Annotated in this window: 11 protein-coding genes; 2 read left to right on the top strand and 9 right to left on the bottom strand. The window is 50.8% G+C overall.

Translation table 11 applies throughout. The annotated features are described in order from the left end of the window. Nucleotides 1–108: 108 nt before the first annotated feature. From NYE69_RS18910 to NYE69_RS18900, 3 genes are read right to left on the bottom strand one after another with little or no spacing between them, the layout of a single operon-like run. Entirely contained in the window at nucleotides 109–1,938 is a 1,830-nt protein-coding gene (locus NYE69_RS18910; RefSeq protein WP_326045623.1) for a sensor histidine kinase, read from the bottom strand. Continuing rightward, a complete protein-coding gene (locus NYE69_RS18905; RefSeq protein ID WP_316561471.1) occupies nucleotides 1,932–2,612 on the bottom strand; it encodes a response regulator transcription factor in 681 nt (226 codons plus the stop codon). Before NYE69_RS18905 ends, NYE69_RS18910 begins: the two co-directional genes overlap by 7 nt. Nucleotides 2,613–2,616: 4 nt before the next feature. Beyond that, nucleotides 2,617–3,516, bottom strand: a complete 900-nt coding sequence (locus NYE69_RS18900; protein ID WP_340927395.1) for an AraC family transcriptional regulator — start codon at nucleotides 3,514–3,516, stop codon at nucleotides 2,617–2,619. 133 nt (nucleotides 3,517–3,649) lie between these two features. On the opposite strand from NYE69_RS18900, the gene NYE69_RS18895 reads away from it, so the two are divergent. Next, nucleotides 3,650–4,567: a DMT family transporter gene (locus NYE69_RS18895; protein WP_326045618.1), complete on the top strand. Its 918-nt coding sequence runs from the start codon at nucleotides 3,650–3,652 to the stop codon at nucleotides 4,565–4,567. Between the two features lie 40 nt (nucleotides 4,568–4,607). On the opposite strand, the gene NYE69_RS18890 is transcribed toward NYE69_RS18895, so the two are convergent. The 6 genes from NYE69_RS18890 to NYE69_RS18865 all read right to left on the bottom strand — a co-directional run bounded on the left by NYE69_RS18890 (nucleotide 4,608) and on the right by NYE69_RS18865 (nucleotide 14,010). Further along, complete coding sequence (locus NYE69_RS18890) at nucleotides 4,608–5,873, bottom strand: right-handed parallel beta-helix repeat-containing protein (RefSeq protein WP_326045617.1); 1,266 nt, start codon at nucleotides 5,871–5,873, stop codon at nucleotides 4,608–4,610. A gap of 666 nt (nucleotides 5,874–6,539) precedes the next feature. Then, entirely contained in the window at nucleotides 6,540–8,834 is a 2,295-nt protein-coding gene (locus NYE69_RS18885; protein ID WP_340927393.1) for a type IA DNA topoisomerase, read from the bottom strand. A gap of 449 nt (nucleotides 8,835–9,283) precedes the next feature. Continuing rightward, nucleotides 9,284–10,771, bottom strand: coding sequence for a glutamate synthase subunit beta (locus tag NYE69_RS18880; protein WP_340927392.1), 1,488 nt, complete (start codon nucleotides 10,769–10,771; stop codon nucleotides 9,284–9,286). Nucleotides 10,772–10,955: 184 nt separating this feature from the next. Then, complete coding sequence (locus tag NYE69_RS18875) at nucleotides 10,956–11,447, bottom strand: dihydrofolate reductase (protein WP_326044559.1); 492 nt, start codon at nucleotides 11,445–11,447, stop codon at nucleotides 10,956–10,958. 19 nt (nucleotides 11,448–11,466) lie between these two features. Beyond that, complete coding sequence (gene thyA, locus NYE69_RS18870; protein ID WP_340927390.1) at nucleotides 11,467–12,261, bottom strand: thymidylate synthase; 795 nt, start codon at nucleotides 12,259–12,261, stop codon at nucleotides 11,467–11,469. Nucleotides 12,262–12,378: 117 nt separating this feature from the next. Then, entirely contained in the window at nucleotides 12,379–14,010 is a 1,632-nt protein-coding gene (locus NYE69_RS18865) for an alkaline phosphatase family protein (protein ID WP_340927389.1), read from the bottom strand. A 295-nt stretch (nucleotides 14,011–14,305) separates the two neighbouring features. Between NYE69_RS18865 and NYE69_RS18860 the strand changes: the two genes are divergently transcribed. Further along, on the top strand, nucleotides 14,306–15,079 hold the full coding sequence (locus NYE69_RS18860; RefSeq protein ID WP_340927388.1) for a hypothetical protein: 774 nt from the start codon (nucleotides 14,306–14,308) through the stop codon (nucleotides 15,077–15,079). Nucleotides 15,080–15,280: the final 201 nt, after the last annotated feature.

The following is a 15,280-nucleotide window of genomic DNA, read 5'->3' as shown; positions in this document are numbered from 1 at the left end:
ATTCCTCTCAGGTTGTTTTTCTTTCGCACCTTGATAGGATAGTTGAGAGAAATGCAGACCAGGTGCAGATTAAATCAATATAAGTTAAAAAAGCGCAGAACCGAAGCTCTACGCTTGTTTGCGCAAATAAAAGTAAAACAAAACCCCATCCGCCGTATTCACCACGCCAAAGGGCAGACCGTGCAGCTCCAATATTTTTTTGGCGATCGCCAGGCCCAGCCCAGTTCCGCCGGTCGAAGGATTTCGGGAAGGCTCCCCGCGGTAAAAGCGATCCCACACCTTTTCCAACTGCTCCTCCGGGATATGAACACCGCGGTTTTCCACGCTCACCTTTACGGAATTCGCCTCTTCGGCAGCCGTGACGAGGATGGATTCCCCTTCCGGCGTATAACGAATCGCGTTGGTCAGGAAATTGACCAAAACCTGCTCGATGCGGTGCCGGTTGGCCACGACTTCGGCCTGCGCCAATCGAGTCGACAGCCGTAGCCGCTTGTCCGCGAGCTCCGTGGCCAGTTTACCGCAAACCCGCTCGATCGCATGGCCGATTTCAAACGGTTCCTGCTGCATTTTGTACGTGCCCGACTCGTATTTCGCCAGCTCCAGCATATCCGCGATTAATAAGATCATGCCGTTTACTTCTTCTTCCATCGCCGCAAAATAATAGTCCCGCTTATGGCCGGCCACCCCATCCTTGAGTACGGCCAGACAGCTTTGGATGACGCTCAGCGGAGTTTTCAGCTCATGCGACACTCCGGCGATAAACTCCTTCCGCGTGTGCTCCAATTGCTTTTCCTTCTCAATGTCCCGCTCCAGCTGCAGAATATGGGAATTTAACCGCTCGGACAGCTCGTTGATGCTGGCGGACAGTTGTCCCACTTCATCCTCGCCGCTCACCGGCAGCTTCTCGGAGAAATCGAGGCGGGCGATTTTTTGCGTGGTCCGGTTGATGCGCAGCAAAGGCCGGGCAATCCGGGTGGAAAAGTACAGCGAGGCCAGCACCGCGAGCAGCAATGCGGCGATTACAATATAAACGTAATAATTTTGCATCACCGCTGCGGCTTCGCTGACGGGTTGAAGCGACGTCATCGCGAAGATGTAAGAGGACTTGCCTTCCCGATCCCGGATACGCTCCACGAACAACTTATAGTTCACATCGTTTTCCGCAAAATCCATCACCTCCCCGTTTCCGTCAACGGCGAAATCACCGTACAGCAGGTCCGCCTGAAAAGCTTTGACCCGCTCCAGAAACAAACGGTTCGTATAACGGGAGACGCCGGCTCCTTCCGGCAGCGCAAGTTTCGTGATCGTCCCCTGGACCAGCGCCGAAGGATATTTTTCATGATATTGCACCGGGCTCTCAAAGCGCGGGACAACCTCGTATTCCTTATTGGCCAGCAGCGTATTTTCCAGACGGTTTTCCTCTCTTAAGCCGGAAACGCCCCTGGCCATCCGCTGCGGAATCAGGCGCCCCTTCATCATAAGACCCTCGATCGCGATCGGCTGGCCTTCCTGGACCCAGGTACCGCCGAAAGCGTACAGCGGATTGTCGGGGCTAAAATCGTCCACATTCGCCACGGTGTAAAGCGGAATCGTCAGCGTTTGGCCGTCAAGGTCAGGGAAACCTTCAGCCTGTTCCAGCCGGACCTCTATCTCAAAATCGGCGGAGTACTGCAGATGCCCCATTTCGTCCAACGCCGCGATCCAGATGTTATTCTCCCGGTAAAATTTCTGCTCCAGTTTGGCCGCGGCGTTTGGTTTCCCGCCCGTTTTCATGTAGTCCTGCTTGAACGTTTGAACGGCGGCCTTGACGTCCGACACTTTTTGATGCATATAAAATTGTTTGAAAAACACGGTTTGCGCGGCGAAAATCATTGCAACGAGAAATAGGCAAAGCGCCGTCGTCAGCAAAAACAGCTTGAGGACGATCCCTTTTAACATGGCCGATCCTCAAATTTGTACCCGGCGCGTACCACGGTCACGATGCATTGGGCCTTGTCGCCCAATTTCGCCCGCAAATTGCGCATATGGCTGTTGATCGTTCGTTCATCGCCGGGAAAATCGTATCCCCATATTTTCGCCATCAATTGCTCCCGGGTCACGATCGTCCCTTTGTTTTTCATGAGGTACGCTAAAATTTCGAATTCCGTGTACGTTAGACTGCAGTCTGCCCCGTCAATCGTTACTGAGCGGGAAGGCAGGTGCAGCGCGATCCCGGCCCCACCCAAAGTGTCCTTTTCTTGCCCGGGGATATGGCGAGGTTCCAGAAAACGTTTGGCCCGGGCCAGTAAAACAGGCGGGCTGCACGGCTTGACGACGTAATCGTCCGCGCCCAGCTCGAAGCCGAGCAAGGTATCGTCCTCGTCCGAACGGGCCGTCAGCATGATGACCGGAACATCCGACACCTTGCGGACCCGCCGGCATACCGCCCAGCCGTCCAATTCAGGCAGCATGATGTCGAGAATGATCAATTGGACTTCATGCTGTCCGAACAATGCCAGCGCCTCTTTCCCGTCACCCGCCTCCAACACTTTGTATCCTTCATTAAGGAAGTAATCTTTGATAATTTCCCGTAAAAGAAGCTTATCTTCGACAATCAGAATTGTTTTTGACATGGTTCTACCTCTCGTTATGTATTGTGCTTTTGGATTTGCGGTATTCCTTGGGTGTTTTTCTATAATGTTTTTTAAAGGACTGAATGAAATGATTGACATGGTTGAAACCCACTCTACGGGCTATCTCTGAAATCGTACAGTCCGTATCAACCAATAATTCGGTGCTTTTTTTGATGCGATATTTAATTAAATAGTCATAAGGAGTCGTATGCAGTGTTTTCTTGAAACTTCGGTTGCACTCAGAGACACTCAGATGCGCGGCTTCGGCAATTTCCGGTAAAGTGATGCTGTCGGCGTAGTTCTGATGGATATAACTGATCATTAATTGAATTCTTTCTTGCTGTTGTTTGAAATATTTAGGCGATTCCTCGGAAGAAAGCGTAATATTGGATATCATCGTGAACCATAACTGCACGGTTTTCATGGAAACCTTATATTCCCACCCCCAGGATTTTTTTTGTTCAAACATTTTCTTTATATCCCAGAGCATCCCTATCATTTCAAGTTGCCATTTCACATCTGGCTTGATTACTAGAGACAAAAATAAAGAATTGGTAAAAGACAGAACATAATTGTTTTCCATAGTACTGTTCGCAAAAAATCCTAACAGTTTTTCGGGAAAATTGAAACTGACGTATTGACTATAAGGCGTGATGTTTGTGGTGATATGCAAAACTCCCTTGTTAATAAAAATAGCCTGTCCCGCGTCCAGTTCATAATCTATACCATTGACTTGCATGACGATTTTTCCTTCAGTAACCAAAGTGAATTGAAGTTCTTCATGCCAATGCAGTTCGTTAAATCCCCTGCCTTTTGGATAGCAATTTTGCGGATTAACGGTGTACATCTCGTACGGAAATGACGCATCAGGATAATAATTGGTTTCATGCAAAGCATTATTCATTATTCGGTTCAATCCTTTCGGATGAAGATATATCGATAAAAATCAACGATATAATTGCACAAAATGTTTGATCTTGATGATATTATTATATCCCATCAGATCAAATATTTAATTCTGGAGGTACTAGATCCCTATGAAATTAAATACACCGCGTTTACCGGCTCATCCTTATATCCTGCTATTCATCAGCATTTTAGCCGTGGCCATCTCTTCCATCATGATCAAGTCCTCAAATACGCCATCCTCTGTTGCGGGGATGTACAGGTTATATATAACGGTTTTGATGTTGATCCCTTTTGTGCCGTGGCAGACTATAGGGTCCTTGCCGTTAAATAAAAAAGATTGGAGCACCATGTTTTTATCCGGCATTTTTCTTGGATTGCATTTTTTATTTTGGATGGAATCATTGTCGTATACCTCAGTCGCCAGTTCTATGGTCATCCTAACGCTGCAGCCTTTGTTTGTCATGGTTGGATCTTTCTTTCTTTTTAAAGAACGGGTTAATCTGCTGATGATACTTTGCATGATCGCGGCGGTTTTCGGTTCAATTCTTATTGCTTGGGGAGATATAGGGGTTTCAAAGGAGGCGTTAATCGGAGATGGCTTGTCTTTTTTGGGAACGATTGCAATTTCTGCTTATATGCTTGCAGGACAAAAAGTGAGCCATAAAATATCGGCCAATTTATATAGTGTTATCGTATTTTTTCTGGGCGGGAGCGTTATGCTTGTATACAATTTAGTCCATCATTTCTCCCTGACAAATTACCGCTCGTTGGATTGGATCTATTTCTTATTGCTTGCTTTGATCCCAACCATTTTTGGACATTTTGTTTTTAATCTATTGTTAAAATATATTGGAGCGACCACCGTTTCCGTCGGGATTATCGGAGAACCTGTCCTCGCGATCATCCTGGCATATGTATTTTTGGGAGAAATCATCTCTTTTTCGCAATTCATTGGAGGACTGTTCACCATGGTGGGAATGGGCATGTATTTCTGGGTAAAATCCAGATCATACGGACGAAAACCAAAATCCAAAACACCTCGCTAAGGAGGCGTTTCGGATTTCTTCTTGTTGGCGTCTTTTTAATTTATTTGTCCGCAAGGTAGCCTAAACCGTATTTATAAAGAGGGCTGCTGGTTACGGGAAGCATAAATGTAACATCAGGCAAACTGCCGTCCGATTTTCTAGGTGCGGATAATTGGGTCGTATCCAGACTTACAAAATCTTCCTCAGCGATTTCAAGACCGCCATCTATAGTCCAAGAATTATTGGTTACATTTTTCGGCGGATTATTATCATTTTTTATGATGGTACCCATGTAAGCAATGTTATTGTGTAAAACTTCTCTGTAACCAGGAATGTTGTTGATATCGGTTGGACTAACACGCTCCAGCATATTGAAATTAGCTTCACCATTATTATAGGCCGTATTATTAATCCAGTCAGCTGATTTCCCTGGCATATGATTCGCATAGAAGCCATTAGCTCCGTTGTTAACAGCTAGAGAATATTTAACGGTATGAACCGGCAATGGATCCGGAATATCGGTGGTTCTATAAGCATATCCGCCGACTTTAAACCCGTTTTGGTCGCCTACACCATCCTGATTCCCCCTATTATTAAACGACCAGCAATGATCATAAACCACTGGCCCCTGTGAACTGATACTGTCAAAACCATCGTCGCTGTTATTCCATGCACGGGAGTTAATAAAGGAAACTGCCTCTGCATGAGCACCAAAACCATCGGTATTTTTCGCGGATACATCGGTGGGTCCAATGTTGTTATAAGCATCGGAATTAAGAACGGTTCCGGACCCGCGTCCAGTAAAGTAAAAACCAATCGCTTCATTATCATGAGCGGCCACATTCACGATGTCGGCTTGCCCCTTGATTCTAAATGCTTCGGATTGCTCTTGATCGCCTACTTTAACTCCAATCACTTCAAATCCTTTGAATGTGATCCCTGTTGCATCATCATCAACAAAAAAAGCAGCTACGCGCAAATTGGTCGGCACATTTTTGAAATCAAAAACAGGCCTTTCTCCAAGATAAGCCTCATAGGCAACCCCGCTCTTCGTAAAAGCATGTACATAATTATAAGTACTATCAGTTTCCGCAATTTTAAAATCATCATAAACTCCCCCGCGAATATAGACGGTATCCCCGGAGGAAGCAGCTGATTGTGCTTTCATCAAGCTTTTAAACGGCTTACTTTTAGTTCCTGGATTGCTATCACTGCCAGTTGTAGAAACGTAATAACTTGTTGTGCTAGCAGCTGCATAAGCAGAAAATGTCATAAACAGCGCTGTAAGCATACAGCCGGTCATAAGCAAACTAACTACTTTTTTCACAAAATATTCCTCCTCAAATCAATGGATTTTTTGATTGAATAAATTATTCAGTACATTCCCCCTTTCCTTTGAAACTGAACCCCGAAGTTCCATTTTATTTTATCGTTGTTATTTCAAAATCCTTGAATAGGTCATTTTTCCCAAAATACCCCATAACCGCTGTATCCCTAATTATTGCCAGGCATCACTATTCTTTGCTAATGGTCGGTGACCGTCGAATCTCCCGCCAATAACAAAGTCGGCATCAAGGGGACGCGCTTCAGTTCAACGGTCCGAACGCCCGGCCGCCGGATCATAAGCCGTGTTCGCATCGATTCCGATAAACCCTTCCTGCTCCGCTTGCGGAATCAGCGAAAATTTCAATTCCACATTCATGGTTCCTCTACCTCACCCATAAGATTTGGATTCACAAATCGTGTGTTTTTCCGTCATGATAGCTCATCGGGAGCGCTTTCAACTTTCACATCAATATTAACAAAACACAGCAGCCCTTTCTCCGCTTTTAATGCTTAAAAGAGGGGCAACCCCCGCAAATTTTTACTTCATCTCGGAAATGTTTATGTTGAGCAATTGTAGTCATGATGATAGAGAAATGCAGATTAAGTTAAAAAATAAGCCCCTCAGTTCTTTTAAACTGAAGGGCATTATTCGTCGCGTTTTTTCTCTTCATGTACCGGATGAGGCCGCCGTACTATCGGCCTGCTCCAGCGCGAGCTTTCCGGTATTGCGGTCGGCGAGAGCGATCCTCGCCTTTACCTCTCCGCCCGCTTGTTTGAACGTTAACAGCTGGGTCTGGCCTTTGGTCAGGAGCGCGTTTAGCATGGAAGCGGAAATTTTCTTTCCGGTAAACTCTTTCCAAATGACGAAGCCGCAACCTTGCTTGTAATGCGTGCAGCCGTAGCCTTTGCGGCCTTCGATGATCTGGCCGCCGCAGCCTTCGCGCGGGCAAGGGGCGAGCGGCTGCAGCCCCGGGCCAGCCGCTGGCTTGGCTGCGGAGCCTGGCGAAGCCGCCGCGCTGGCCGAGCCGGCCGCTCCTTTGGCGGAACGGCCCGTCGGGCCGGCTTTCGCGGTTTTTCCGCGCCCGCGCCCTGCGGTTTTGCCCTCGTCCTCCGTGCCGAACAAGGCGGCGTCCGCTTTTTGCTGCGTCCGCACCTTTTCGATGATCGACACCGTAAACCGCCGCACATTGTCCATGAACTTGTCCGGAGTCGCTTCCCCGCGGGAAATTTGGTACAGCCGTCTCTCCCATTGGCCGGTCATTTCCGGAGAAGTCAGCAGTTCAACACCGGCGCGGCGGATCAGCTCCACGGCCGTCCGTCCTTTTTGCGTGACGGTGATCTTTTTGCCTTGCATCGTGATGTAGCCGACTTTTTTGAGCCGCTCAATCGTCGCCGCCCGCGTGGCCGGTGTGCCGAGCCCGGCATCCTTCATCGCTTCGCGCAGCTCCTCGTTCTCAAGCTGCTTGCCCGCACTTTCCATCGCTTTTAGCAGCGTCCCCTCGGTATAATGCTTCGGCGGCTGGGTCGCTTTCTCTTTGGCCTGGGCCTCCGTACATTGGACCGGCTGATTCCGGTCGATTTGAAACGGCTCGCTGACCAGTTCCTCGGCTTCTTCCTCTTCGTCTTTTTTCTTGCCGCGTCCGCCCGGTTTAGAGGCCTCATCGCCGGGGAGGCACACTTTCCACCCCAGGGAAAGCAGCTCTTTTACATTCGTTTTGAACGTCTCTCCCTCCACCTCGGTCAACACGGTATGCTGCTTGTACTCGGCCGGCGGATAAAAATGCGCAAGGAACCGGCGGACGACGAGGTCGTATACGTTTTGCTCCTCTTTGCTTAAATTGCCCGGCCGTTTTAGCGTGGGCAATATCGCATGGTGATCTTCCACGCGCGCCGGATTGCACACGGATTTGTTGCCCACATGCACCAGCTTCGGATTGCCGCCTTCGGCCAGCGTTTGATACGGCGTCGATTTAAGCATATGAAAAACTTTGTGCATCCCGTCGATATTTTGTTCCGTCACATAGTTGGAGCTTGTCCGCGGATAAGAAATGACTTTATGCCGCTCGTACAGCCCCTGCGCCAGATCGAGCGTTTTTTTGGCGGAATAGCCGTATTTGGCGTTGGCTTCCCGCTGCAGCAGCGTCAGATCGTACAGCTTATACGGATATTCTTTCGTTTCTTTGACTTCGTATTCGGCGACGCGGCCCGTTTTTCCCCGCACCTTGTCCGCGATCTTCGCCGCTTTCTCCGCGTCGGTGAGGCGGTCTCCTTGCCATGTTCCCGTGTATTTACGGGCTTCCTGCTCAAATTCCGCTTTGATTTCGTAATACGTCAGCGAATCGAAATTTTCGATCTCTTTCTGCCGGTCATAGATGAGCGCCAGCACCGGAGTTTGTACCCGGCCGACGGACAGCAGCTCCCGATGCTTGGTTGTGAACGCTCGCGTAGCGTTCATGCCGATCAGCCAATCGGCCTCACTGCGCGCCCTGGCGGCGAGCGTCAAATTTTCAAACTCCGCGGCCTCATGCAGCTCCGCGAAGCCCTTGGCGATGCTCTCGCTGGTCAAATCGGAGATCCACAGCCGTTTAACCGGCTGGGACAAACGGAGCTGCTGCTGGATCAAAGCGAAAATATACTGCCCCTCGCGCGCGGCGTCGCACGCGTTGATGATTTGGCCGCAGCGTTTGGCCAGCTCGCCGATCGTCTTCAATTGATCTTTCGTTCTCGGGTTCGGCACGATTTTAAACCGTTCCGGCATGATCGGCAAATCGCCGAAATTCCATCGTTTATACTTGTCGTCATAGGCGTCTGGTTCGGCAAGTTCGAGCAGATGGCCGATCGCCCACGTGATGATGTACCGTTCCCCTTCCAGATAGGATCGATTGTTTTTCGCTTTCGGTTCGATGACGGCGGCGATCGTCCGCCCCATATCCGGTTTTTCGGCAATCACGAGCGTTTTCATGCTTGAACGTCCCTCTTTCTCTGTCTTTCCGTCTCTTTTTCTACAGGTGTCCCTACCTTGACTTTTGCCCATTCAACCATAAATCATAAGCGAAGCGTGCGGTGGGATGATTCCCTCCGGCATCGGGAGTTAACGGCATTTTATGACGTTATTTTACTGTTTTGGGAAGTCCGCAGGAAATAGAGGAATTTAATGTCCTTATTTCTTTGGCCGCATCTTTAAAAAGCCTTTATTTCCGATTAGCTTCAAAAATAACGCCATAAAATTCCCTTAAGCCGTTAAAAGGGCGATTTCTCCACTGATAGCGACACTTTTTACCGTTATTTCAGCGTGCACCACACAAGAAACGGGCAGCACCTAAAAAAGAGCCGCGCTTCGCGCAGCTCTTGTAAGCTTTTACTATTATATCACAACTTTTGAGGTTAATAGAACGATGTTTTAAACGAATGCTACACCAATACGGTCGAGCCCATCAGATATTTATCGACCTCGCGGGCGGCCGCCCGGCCTTCGTTGATCGCCCAGACGACCAGGCTTTGTCCGCGGCGCATGTCTCCGGCGGCAAACACCTTATCCACGCTCGTCTTGAATTGGCCGTATTTCGCCTTCACGTTTGTGCGGCGGTCTTTTTCCAGCCCCAGCTCATCTATAATCGTCGATTCCGGACCGTCGAAGCCGATGGCGATCAGCGCCAATTGCGCCGGGAATACCCGTTCCGTCCCCGGAATCGGCTCATAGATTTTGCGGCCGGTTTCGTCAACGGTACGGCGGATTTGCACCGTGTGCAGTTCCTTCAAGTTGCCGCTCTCATCGCCGACAAACCGCGTCGTCATGATCGAGAACTCGCGCGGGTCGCTGCCGAATATCGCCTTGGCTTCCTCCTGCGCATAATCAAGGGTATATACATTCGGAAACTGCGGCCAAGGGTTGTTGATCGGATCGCGTTCCAGCGGCGCTTTGGCGTGCGTGCCGAACTGGGTGATGCTGCGGCAGCCGTGGCGCAGCGCCGTGGCGACGCAGTCGGAACCCGTGTCCCCGCCGCCGATCACGATAACGTCCTTGTCTTTGGCGGACAAGTACTGTCCGTCCTGCAGGCCCGAATCCAGATAGCTCTTGATCGTGCCGTTCAGAAACGGCATCGCGTAATGCACACCGTTCAAATCGCTGCCTTCGATGTTGAATTCGCGCGGTTTCGTAGCGCCGCCGCACAGTACGACCGCGTCGTATTCGTCGACAAGCTGCTTCGCCTTGATGTCTTTGCCGATCTCCGTGTTGGTGACGAATTTCACGCCTTCCGCAGCCAGCAAATCAACGCGGCGCTGCACGACCGCCTTGTCGAGCTTCATCGTCGGAATGCCGTACATCAGCAGACCGCCGATGCGGTCCGAGCGTTCATATACGGTCACTTCATGGCCCGCTTTGTTGAGCTGAGCGGCGCAGGCCAGTCCGGCCGGGCCGGAACCGACGACGGCGACTCTGCGGCCTGTCCGCTTCTCCGGAGGTTCGGGAACGACCCAGCCTTCCTCAAAACCTTTGTCGATAATCGCCTGCTCGATCGTTTTGATCGTGACGGGCTGTCCGATCAGGCCGACGGTGCAGGAGCCTTCACAAGGCGCGGGGCAAATACGGCCCGTAAATTCCGGAAAATTGTTCGTTTTGTGCAAACGCTCCAGCGCTTCCTTCCACAAACCGCGATAAACGAGGTTATTCCATTCCGGGATCAAATTATGCACCGGGCAGCCCGAAGTGCCGCCGGCCATGTCGATGCCCGTATGGCAATATGGCGTACCGCAGTCCATGCAGCGGGCGCCTTGCGTCTGCAGCTCTTCCTCGGACATATGTTTATGGAATTCTTCCCAGTCCCGAACCCGTTCGGACGGGCTGCGATCCCCCGGAAGCTCGCGTTTGAACTCCATGAATCCTGTTGGTGTAGACATCTATACGTTCCCCCATCCGTGTTCTTGTCTAATGATGCTATGACTTAAAAAAGCCCGCTATTCACAGCCTGAAACTGATCAATGCGGACTTTTTAACTCTCCGTGTCAGTGTATCTTGATGTTAGCACCCGGGGGAAACGATATTAATGGATTAATCATATGATAATTTGCATTATTCTTCACATCACTTGCGGCGTTCGTAAGTCAAAAAACGGTAATCATAAGGATTCTTGTCATCACGAATCCCCTGCTGCTCATGCACTAAATCAAAATCCTCCCAATTCAGGGCCGGAAAAAACACATCCCCTTCGATGTCCTGGTCGATACGGGTCACAAGCAGCTTATCGGCGATGGGGAAAAAGAGGCGAAATACGCCTGCGCCGCCGATCACCATAAGCTCTTCGCCTCCCTTTTCGTAACGCAGCGCCTCTTCGAGGGTATGCACGACATCGGCTCCCTCGGCGCGGTAGGACGTATCCTGCGTCAGCACGACGCTATGGCGGCCCGGCAGCGGTTTGCTCCCCATCGATTCCCAAGTTTTCCGGCCCATGATCATCGTTTTGCCCATCGTCTGCGCTTTGAAAAATTTCAGGTCCGCCGGCAATCGCCAGGGCAGCTGATTGTTGCGGCCGATCACTCCATTTTGGGCCATCGCCCAGATCAGTGTTATACTCATACGTATTCTGCCTCCCTGCCTATATGGCCACCGGGGCTTTGATCGCCGGATGATGCTGGTAGCCGACAAATTCGAAATCATCGTAAACATAGTCGAAAATCGAGTCCGGCTTGCGTTTGATCACCAGCTTCGGCAGCGGGAACGGCTCACGCTCCAGTTGAGTTTTGACCTGCTCCAGATGGTTGCTGTAAATGTGCACGTCCCCGCCGGACCAGATGAACTCGCCTACTTCCAAACCGCATTGCTGGGCGATCATATGCGTCAGCAGCGAATAGCTGGCAATGTTGAAAGGCAGTCCGAGGAACGTGTCCACGGAGCGCATCGTCAGCATGCAGGACAGCTTTCCGTTCGCCACGTAAAACTGGAACACAAAATGGCACGGCGGAAGCTTCATCCGGTCGACCTCTGCCACATTCCAGGCACTCACCAAATGGCGCCGCGAATCCGGGTTTTTCTTGATCGCCTCGATCACAGCGGCAATTTGGTCGATCTTCCGCCCGTCCGGCGCTTCCCAGGAACGCCATTGCGAGCCGTACACCGGGCCAAGATCGCCGTTCTCGTCGGCCCACTCGTCCCAAATGCTGACGCCGTTCTCTTTCAAATATGCGATATTCGTGTCGCCCTTCAAAAACCACAGCAGCTCATGGACAACCGATTTCAAATGGATGCGTTTTGTCGTCACCAGCGGAAACCCTTCGCTTAAATCAAAGCGCAGCTGTCTGCCGAAAACGGAGAGAGTCCCTACCCCGGTCCGATCCTCCTTTGGCGTGCCGTTCTTCAATACATCCTCCAACAAGTCCAGATATTTTTTCATCTATAACACACCCCGTAACCATTGATTTGATCTTCCCTATTATAGCAGACTTCGCCGCTCAAGGAAGCAAATTCAGTATACAAGGGTGCGGTAGGTGTTAAAGCTGGATGGCTTCCCCTATCGCTGGCGGCCGCGTTCTCCTTGATCCGACAGTTCCAGCAAAAAGGGCTTCAAATCAATGATCCGCAAATGCTCCGGCCGCTTATCCGTTCCACAAATGATCAGCGGTACCAGCGAGGTCGCTTGATCCAGCCCGCCGTGGGCTCCGCCGACGGGATGCGTCGGCGAGCCGGCTTCCGTCAGCTCATACCCCGGTTTTGCGGTGACGACCAGAAAACGGCCTTCGTGAGAGTTTAGCGCGCCCTGCAGACGCTTTAGCGCATCGGGATATTTTCCATAGTTAAGCCGGGATTTCCCTGAGCCTAAGTCCCTCCGTTTCAGATCGAGGATATCCTCGTCGCCCTCCACTATCCAAGTCTGTCCGTAAGGATCTATCAGCTCCCCGCCCTGCCGGAATTCCAGCGTTTTTGCCGAACCGCCCTGATAAACGACCGTCCGGCCGTTCTCCTCCCAAGCTACCGTATCGATCCGCTTATCCGCTCTTAGGACATCGGCGATCTCCTTTAAATCCGCCTCCGGCCTTAAACTGTATACATAAGCCATCATGTCGTTAACGCCTAAAGCAATCTCCGTTGCCGGCGATACGGTTTCGCCTGCGGACAGCACTTCAAAACGGCTTAGCAGCTTGGGCAGATCTATCGCCGCAGCTTGATCTTTCGGCAGTACCTTATCCATCCCGTTGTCTCCGGCTATGATGATGACACACTTCTGAAGCGCTTGCTCCAAGCTTCCGAAGGCCTCCAGCATTGATCGGAGCTCGCGGTCCGTGTCCCTGATTCCGCTTAAGTCCGCCGGGCCGTGTTTATGCACCTTTCCATCGAGCTCCGGTAAATAAACGTACAAGAAATCAGGCAGTTGCTTCGTCCGGATCAAATATTTGACGGTTTCAACGGCGTAGCGATCGTTAAAGCCCATTAGGTCCGCCGGACCTACGGGTAAAGACAGCTTTCCCGCCAGCGGGTTCGACAATGCCCCAAACGTCATGAAATCCGGGCCATTAACCGTAATTTCCTCGGGGAAGGAGGTTAGCTCCGATACGGGAGCAGGCAGCTTCAGACGGTGCTCCGACAGCCCCCGGTAAATCAGGCCGTTCACCGATCCGGCGGTCATGCCCCGACGCTGTAAGTCTTCATAAATCGTGGGCAATTCGGGATTTAAATCCCGCCCGTTCATATTCATGAGCGCGTCGGTCAGTACCTGCCTCGTCCCCCGCCGCAGCACCTCAAACGGCCCGGAGCCGTAGCCGATCACTTTATCGCCGCCTTGCGGATACCAGGTTAATCCGGGCAAGTGATGCCCGTCGGGGTAGGTTCCGGTTAGCAAGGAGCTATCAATACTTACGGACATCGTTGGAAAAGAACTGACCATATCTCTGAAATACTGCCCGTGTTCAATGAAATAGCGAAAGGTCGGAAGCTCATTTTGCCGGATTCCGCGGTCAATCGCCTGCGCCATCAGGGAATCGACCATAAAAAAAATGATCTTTTTCGGAACGGCTTGCCGCTCTCCGGCGGTTTGGATGCGAAGCAAATCTTGCTCTTGCGGAGCCTCCAGCTTATGGCAGCTTATCGTTAACAAACAAACGCCAATGACGATCAACAAACGCTTCAGGTGTGCGTGCAGCAGCATGTTATGTACACCAGCCTTCCCTGTTTAGGGTTAGTATGTCACCTCGATCCGAATCGATTCCAAATCGGCCTCAATCTGGCTGATATAAGCGCCGTCTCGGCCAACAGCCATGTTTTAAGAACATTCGTTCGCAAGAAAAGGTTGACAATCTCCGTCTGGAAGGTTATAGTAAATACACCAAATCGAATTAGGTTTCGCGAGTGAAGCACCTCGCAAGACAGGCTTTTTCGGCCTTTCTTGGAGGTGCTTTTTTGCGTGCCTGGGGATGATTAAAATGTTAAGGAGCTGACGAAGTATGAAAATGCGGAAACAAATGCGTAGCCTGCTGCTTGTGATCATGATCCTGCCATTTATGTTTTTGGGGAGCGTGCAAGTTCGGGCGGCCGATTCCTGGGAAGCGGCCTGGTCCGGCATCGACGCCGTTTACGACGGACTCACCGCGGTGCAGGCCTTCGTTAAGCAGGAAAGCGCATTGATCACCGAGCTTCGCAAGAAAAATAACACAGAGTTGAAGACGGTGAACGCCAAAGTGAAAGCGATCGACAAGACGCTGATCAGCCGCTTGTCCGCCGAAGCCGAAACGGTCCAGCGCAAACACGCTTCGCTGCTCGAGCAGTATTCCAATCTCGGCAAGCAGATTACCGCTGCGGGCAAAGCCAAAAATACGAAAAGCGCCGATTTGCTTAAATTAAAACGCAACAAACTCAAGCCCTCGGTCACATCGGCCAAAGCGGAAATCAAAGCCAAAAAAGACGCGCTGACAGCCGCCAAAAAAGCGGCCAGCGCCAAAGCCAAAATCGTGAAGGAGGCGCTGGCCCCGGTGCAAACATTTAAGAAACAGATCACCGCGGAAAATAAAACGATGGCCGCGGCAAAAAAATCGGTTACGGCCGCAAACAAGCGTTATAGAGCAAGCGTTAAGCTTGGTGACGCAATCGGGGCCGTAAGCGGCCTGAAGGAGGCGTATGATCAGACGAACAAAATTCACGCCTCTCAACAAAAAGTATACGAATGGGAGAAGAAAATCTCGCAAACGATCAGCTCCGCGGCCGCCAAGCTGCCGAAGTAGGATGACAGGCTGATTCTGGAGAAGAGGCAGCGATGGAATTACACTTCCCCCGTCTGCCTCTATCCATACGTATCTGACGATTCCCCCAATTTTTAAGCGGACTTTATCTTTGGAAACGCAGCCGATTTAAGAAAGCTTGAACCCTCTCCTTTTAACACGGCCCTAGCCTCCACTTTAAAGAAGTCGTCTTCTTCCCGGGCC

The sequence above is a fragment of the Paenibacillus sp. FSL R5-0527 genome, assembly GCF_038008055.1.
Taxonomy (GTDB): Bacteria; Bacillota; Bacilli; order Paenibacillales; family Paenibacillaceae; genus Fontibacillus; species Fontibacillus macerans.
The sequence above is the reverse complement of the archived record's forward strand: the minus strand, read 5'-3'. Positions and strand labels throughout refer to the sequence as shown.

Bases quoted from the DNA above. Each gene is read 5' to 3' on its own strand.
- thyA (WP_340927390.1), bottom strand. From the start codon at position 12,261: ATGAAAAAATATCTGGACTTGTTGGAGGATGTATTGAAGAACGGCACG.
- NYE69_RS18885 (WP_340927393.1), bottom strand. From the start codon at position 8,834: ATGAAAACGCTCGTGATTGCCGAAAAACCGGATATGGGGCGGACGATC.
- NYE69_RS18905 (WP_316561471.1), bottom strand. From the start codon at position 2,612: ATGTCAAAAACAATTCTGATTGTCGAAGATAAGCTTCTTTTACGGGAA.
- NYE69_RS18875 (WP_326044559.1), bottom strand. From the start codon at position 11,447: ATGAGTATAACACTGATCTGGGCGATGGCCCAAAATGGAGTGATCGGC.
- NYE69_RS18895 (WP_326045618.1), top strand. From the start codon at position 3,650: ATGAAATTAAATACACCGCGTTTACCGGCTCATCCTTATATCCTGCTA.
- NYE69_RS18900 (WP_340927395.1), bottom strand. From the start codon at position 3,516: ATGAATAATGCTTTGCATGAAACCAATTATTATCCTGATGCGTCATTT.
- NYE69_RS18860 (WP_340927388.1), top strand. From the start codon at position 14,306: ATGAAAATGCGGAAACAAATGCGTAGCCTGCTGCTTGTGATCATGATC.
- NYE69_RS18865 (WP_340927389.1), bottom strand. From the start codon at position 14,010: ATGCTGCTGCACGCACACCTGAAGCGTTTGTTGATCGTCATTGGCGTT.
- NYE69_RS18910 (WP_326045623.1), bottom strand. From the start codon at position 1,938: ATGTTAAAAGGGATCGTCCTCAAGCTGTTTTTGCTGACGACGGCGCTT.
- NYE69_RS18880 (WP_340927392.1), bottom strand. From the start codon at position 10,771: ATGTCTACACCAACAGGATTCATGGAGTTCAAACGCGAGCTTCCGGGG.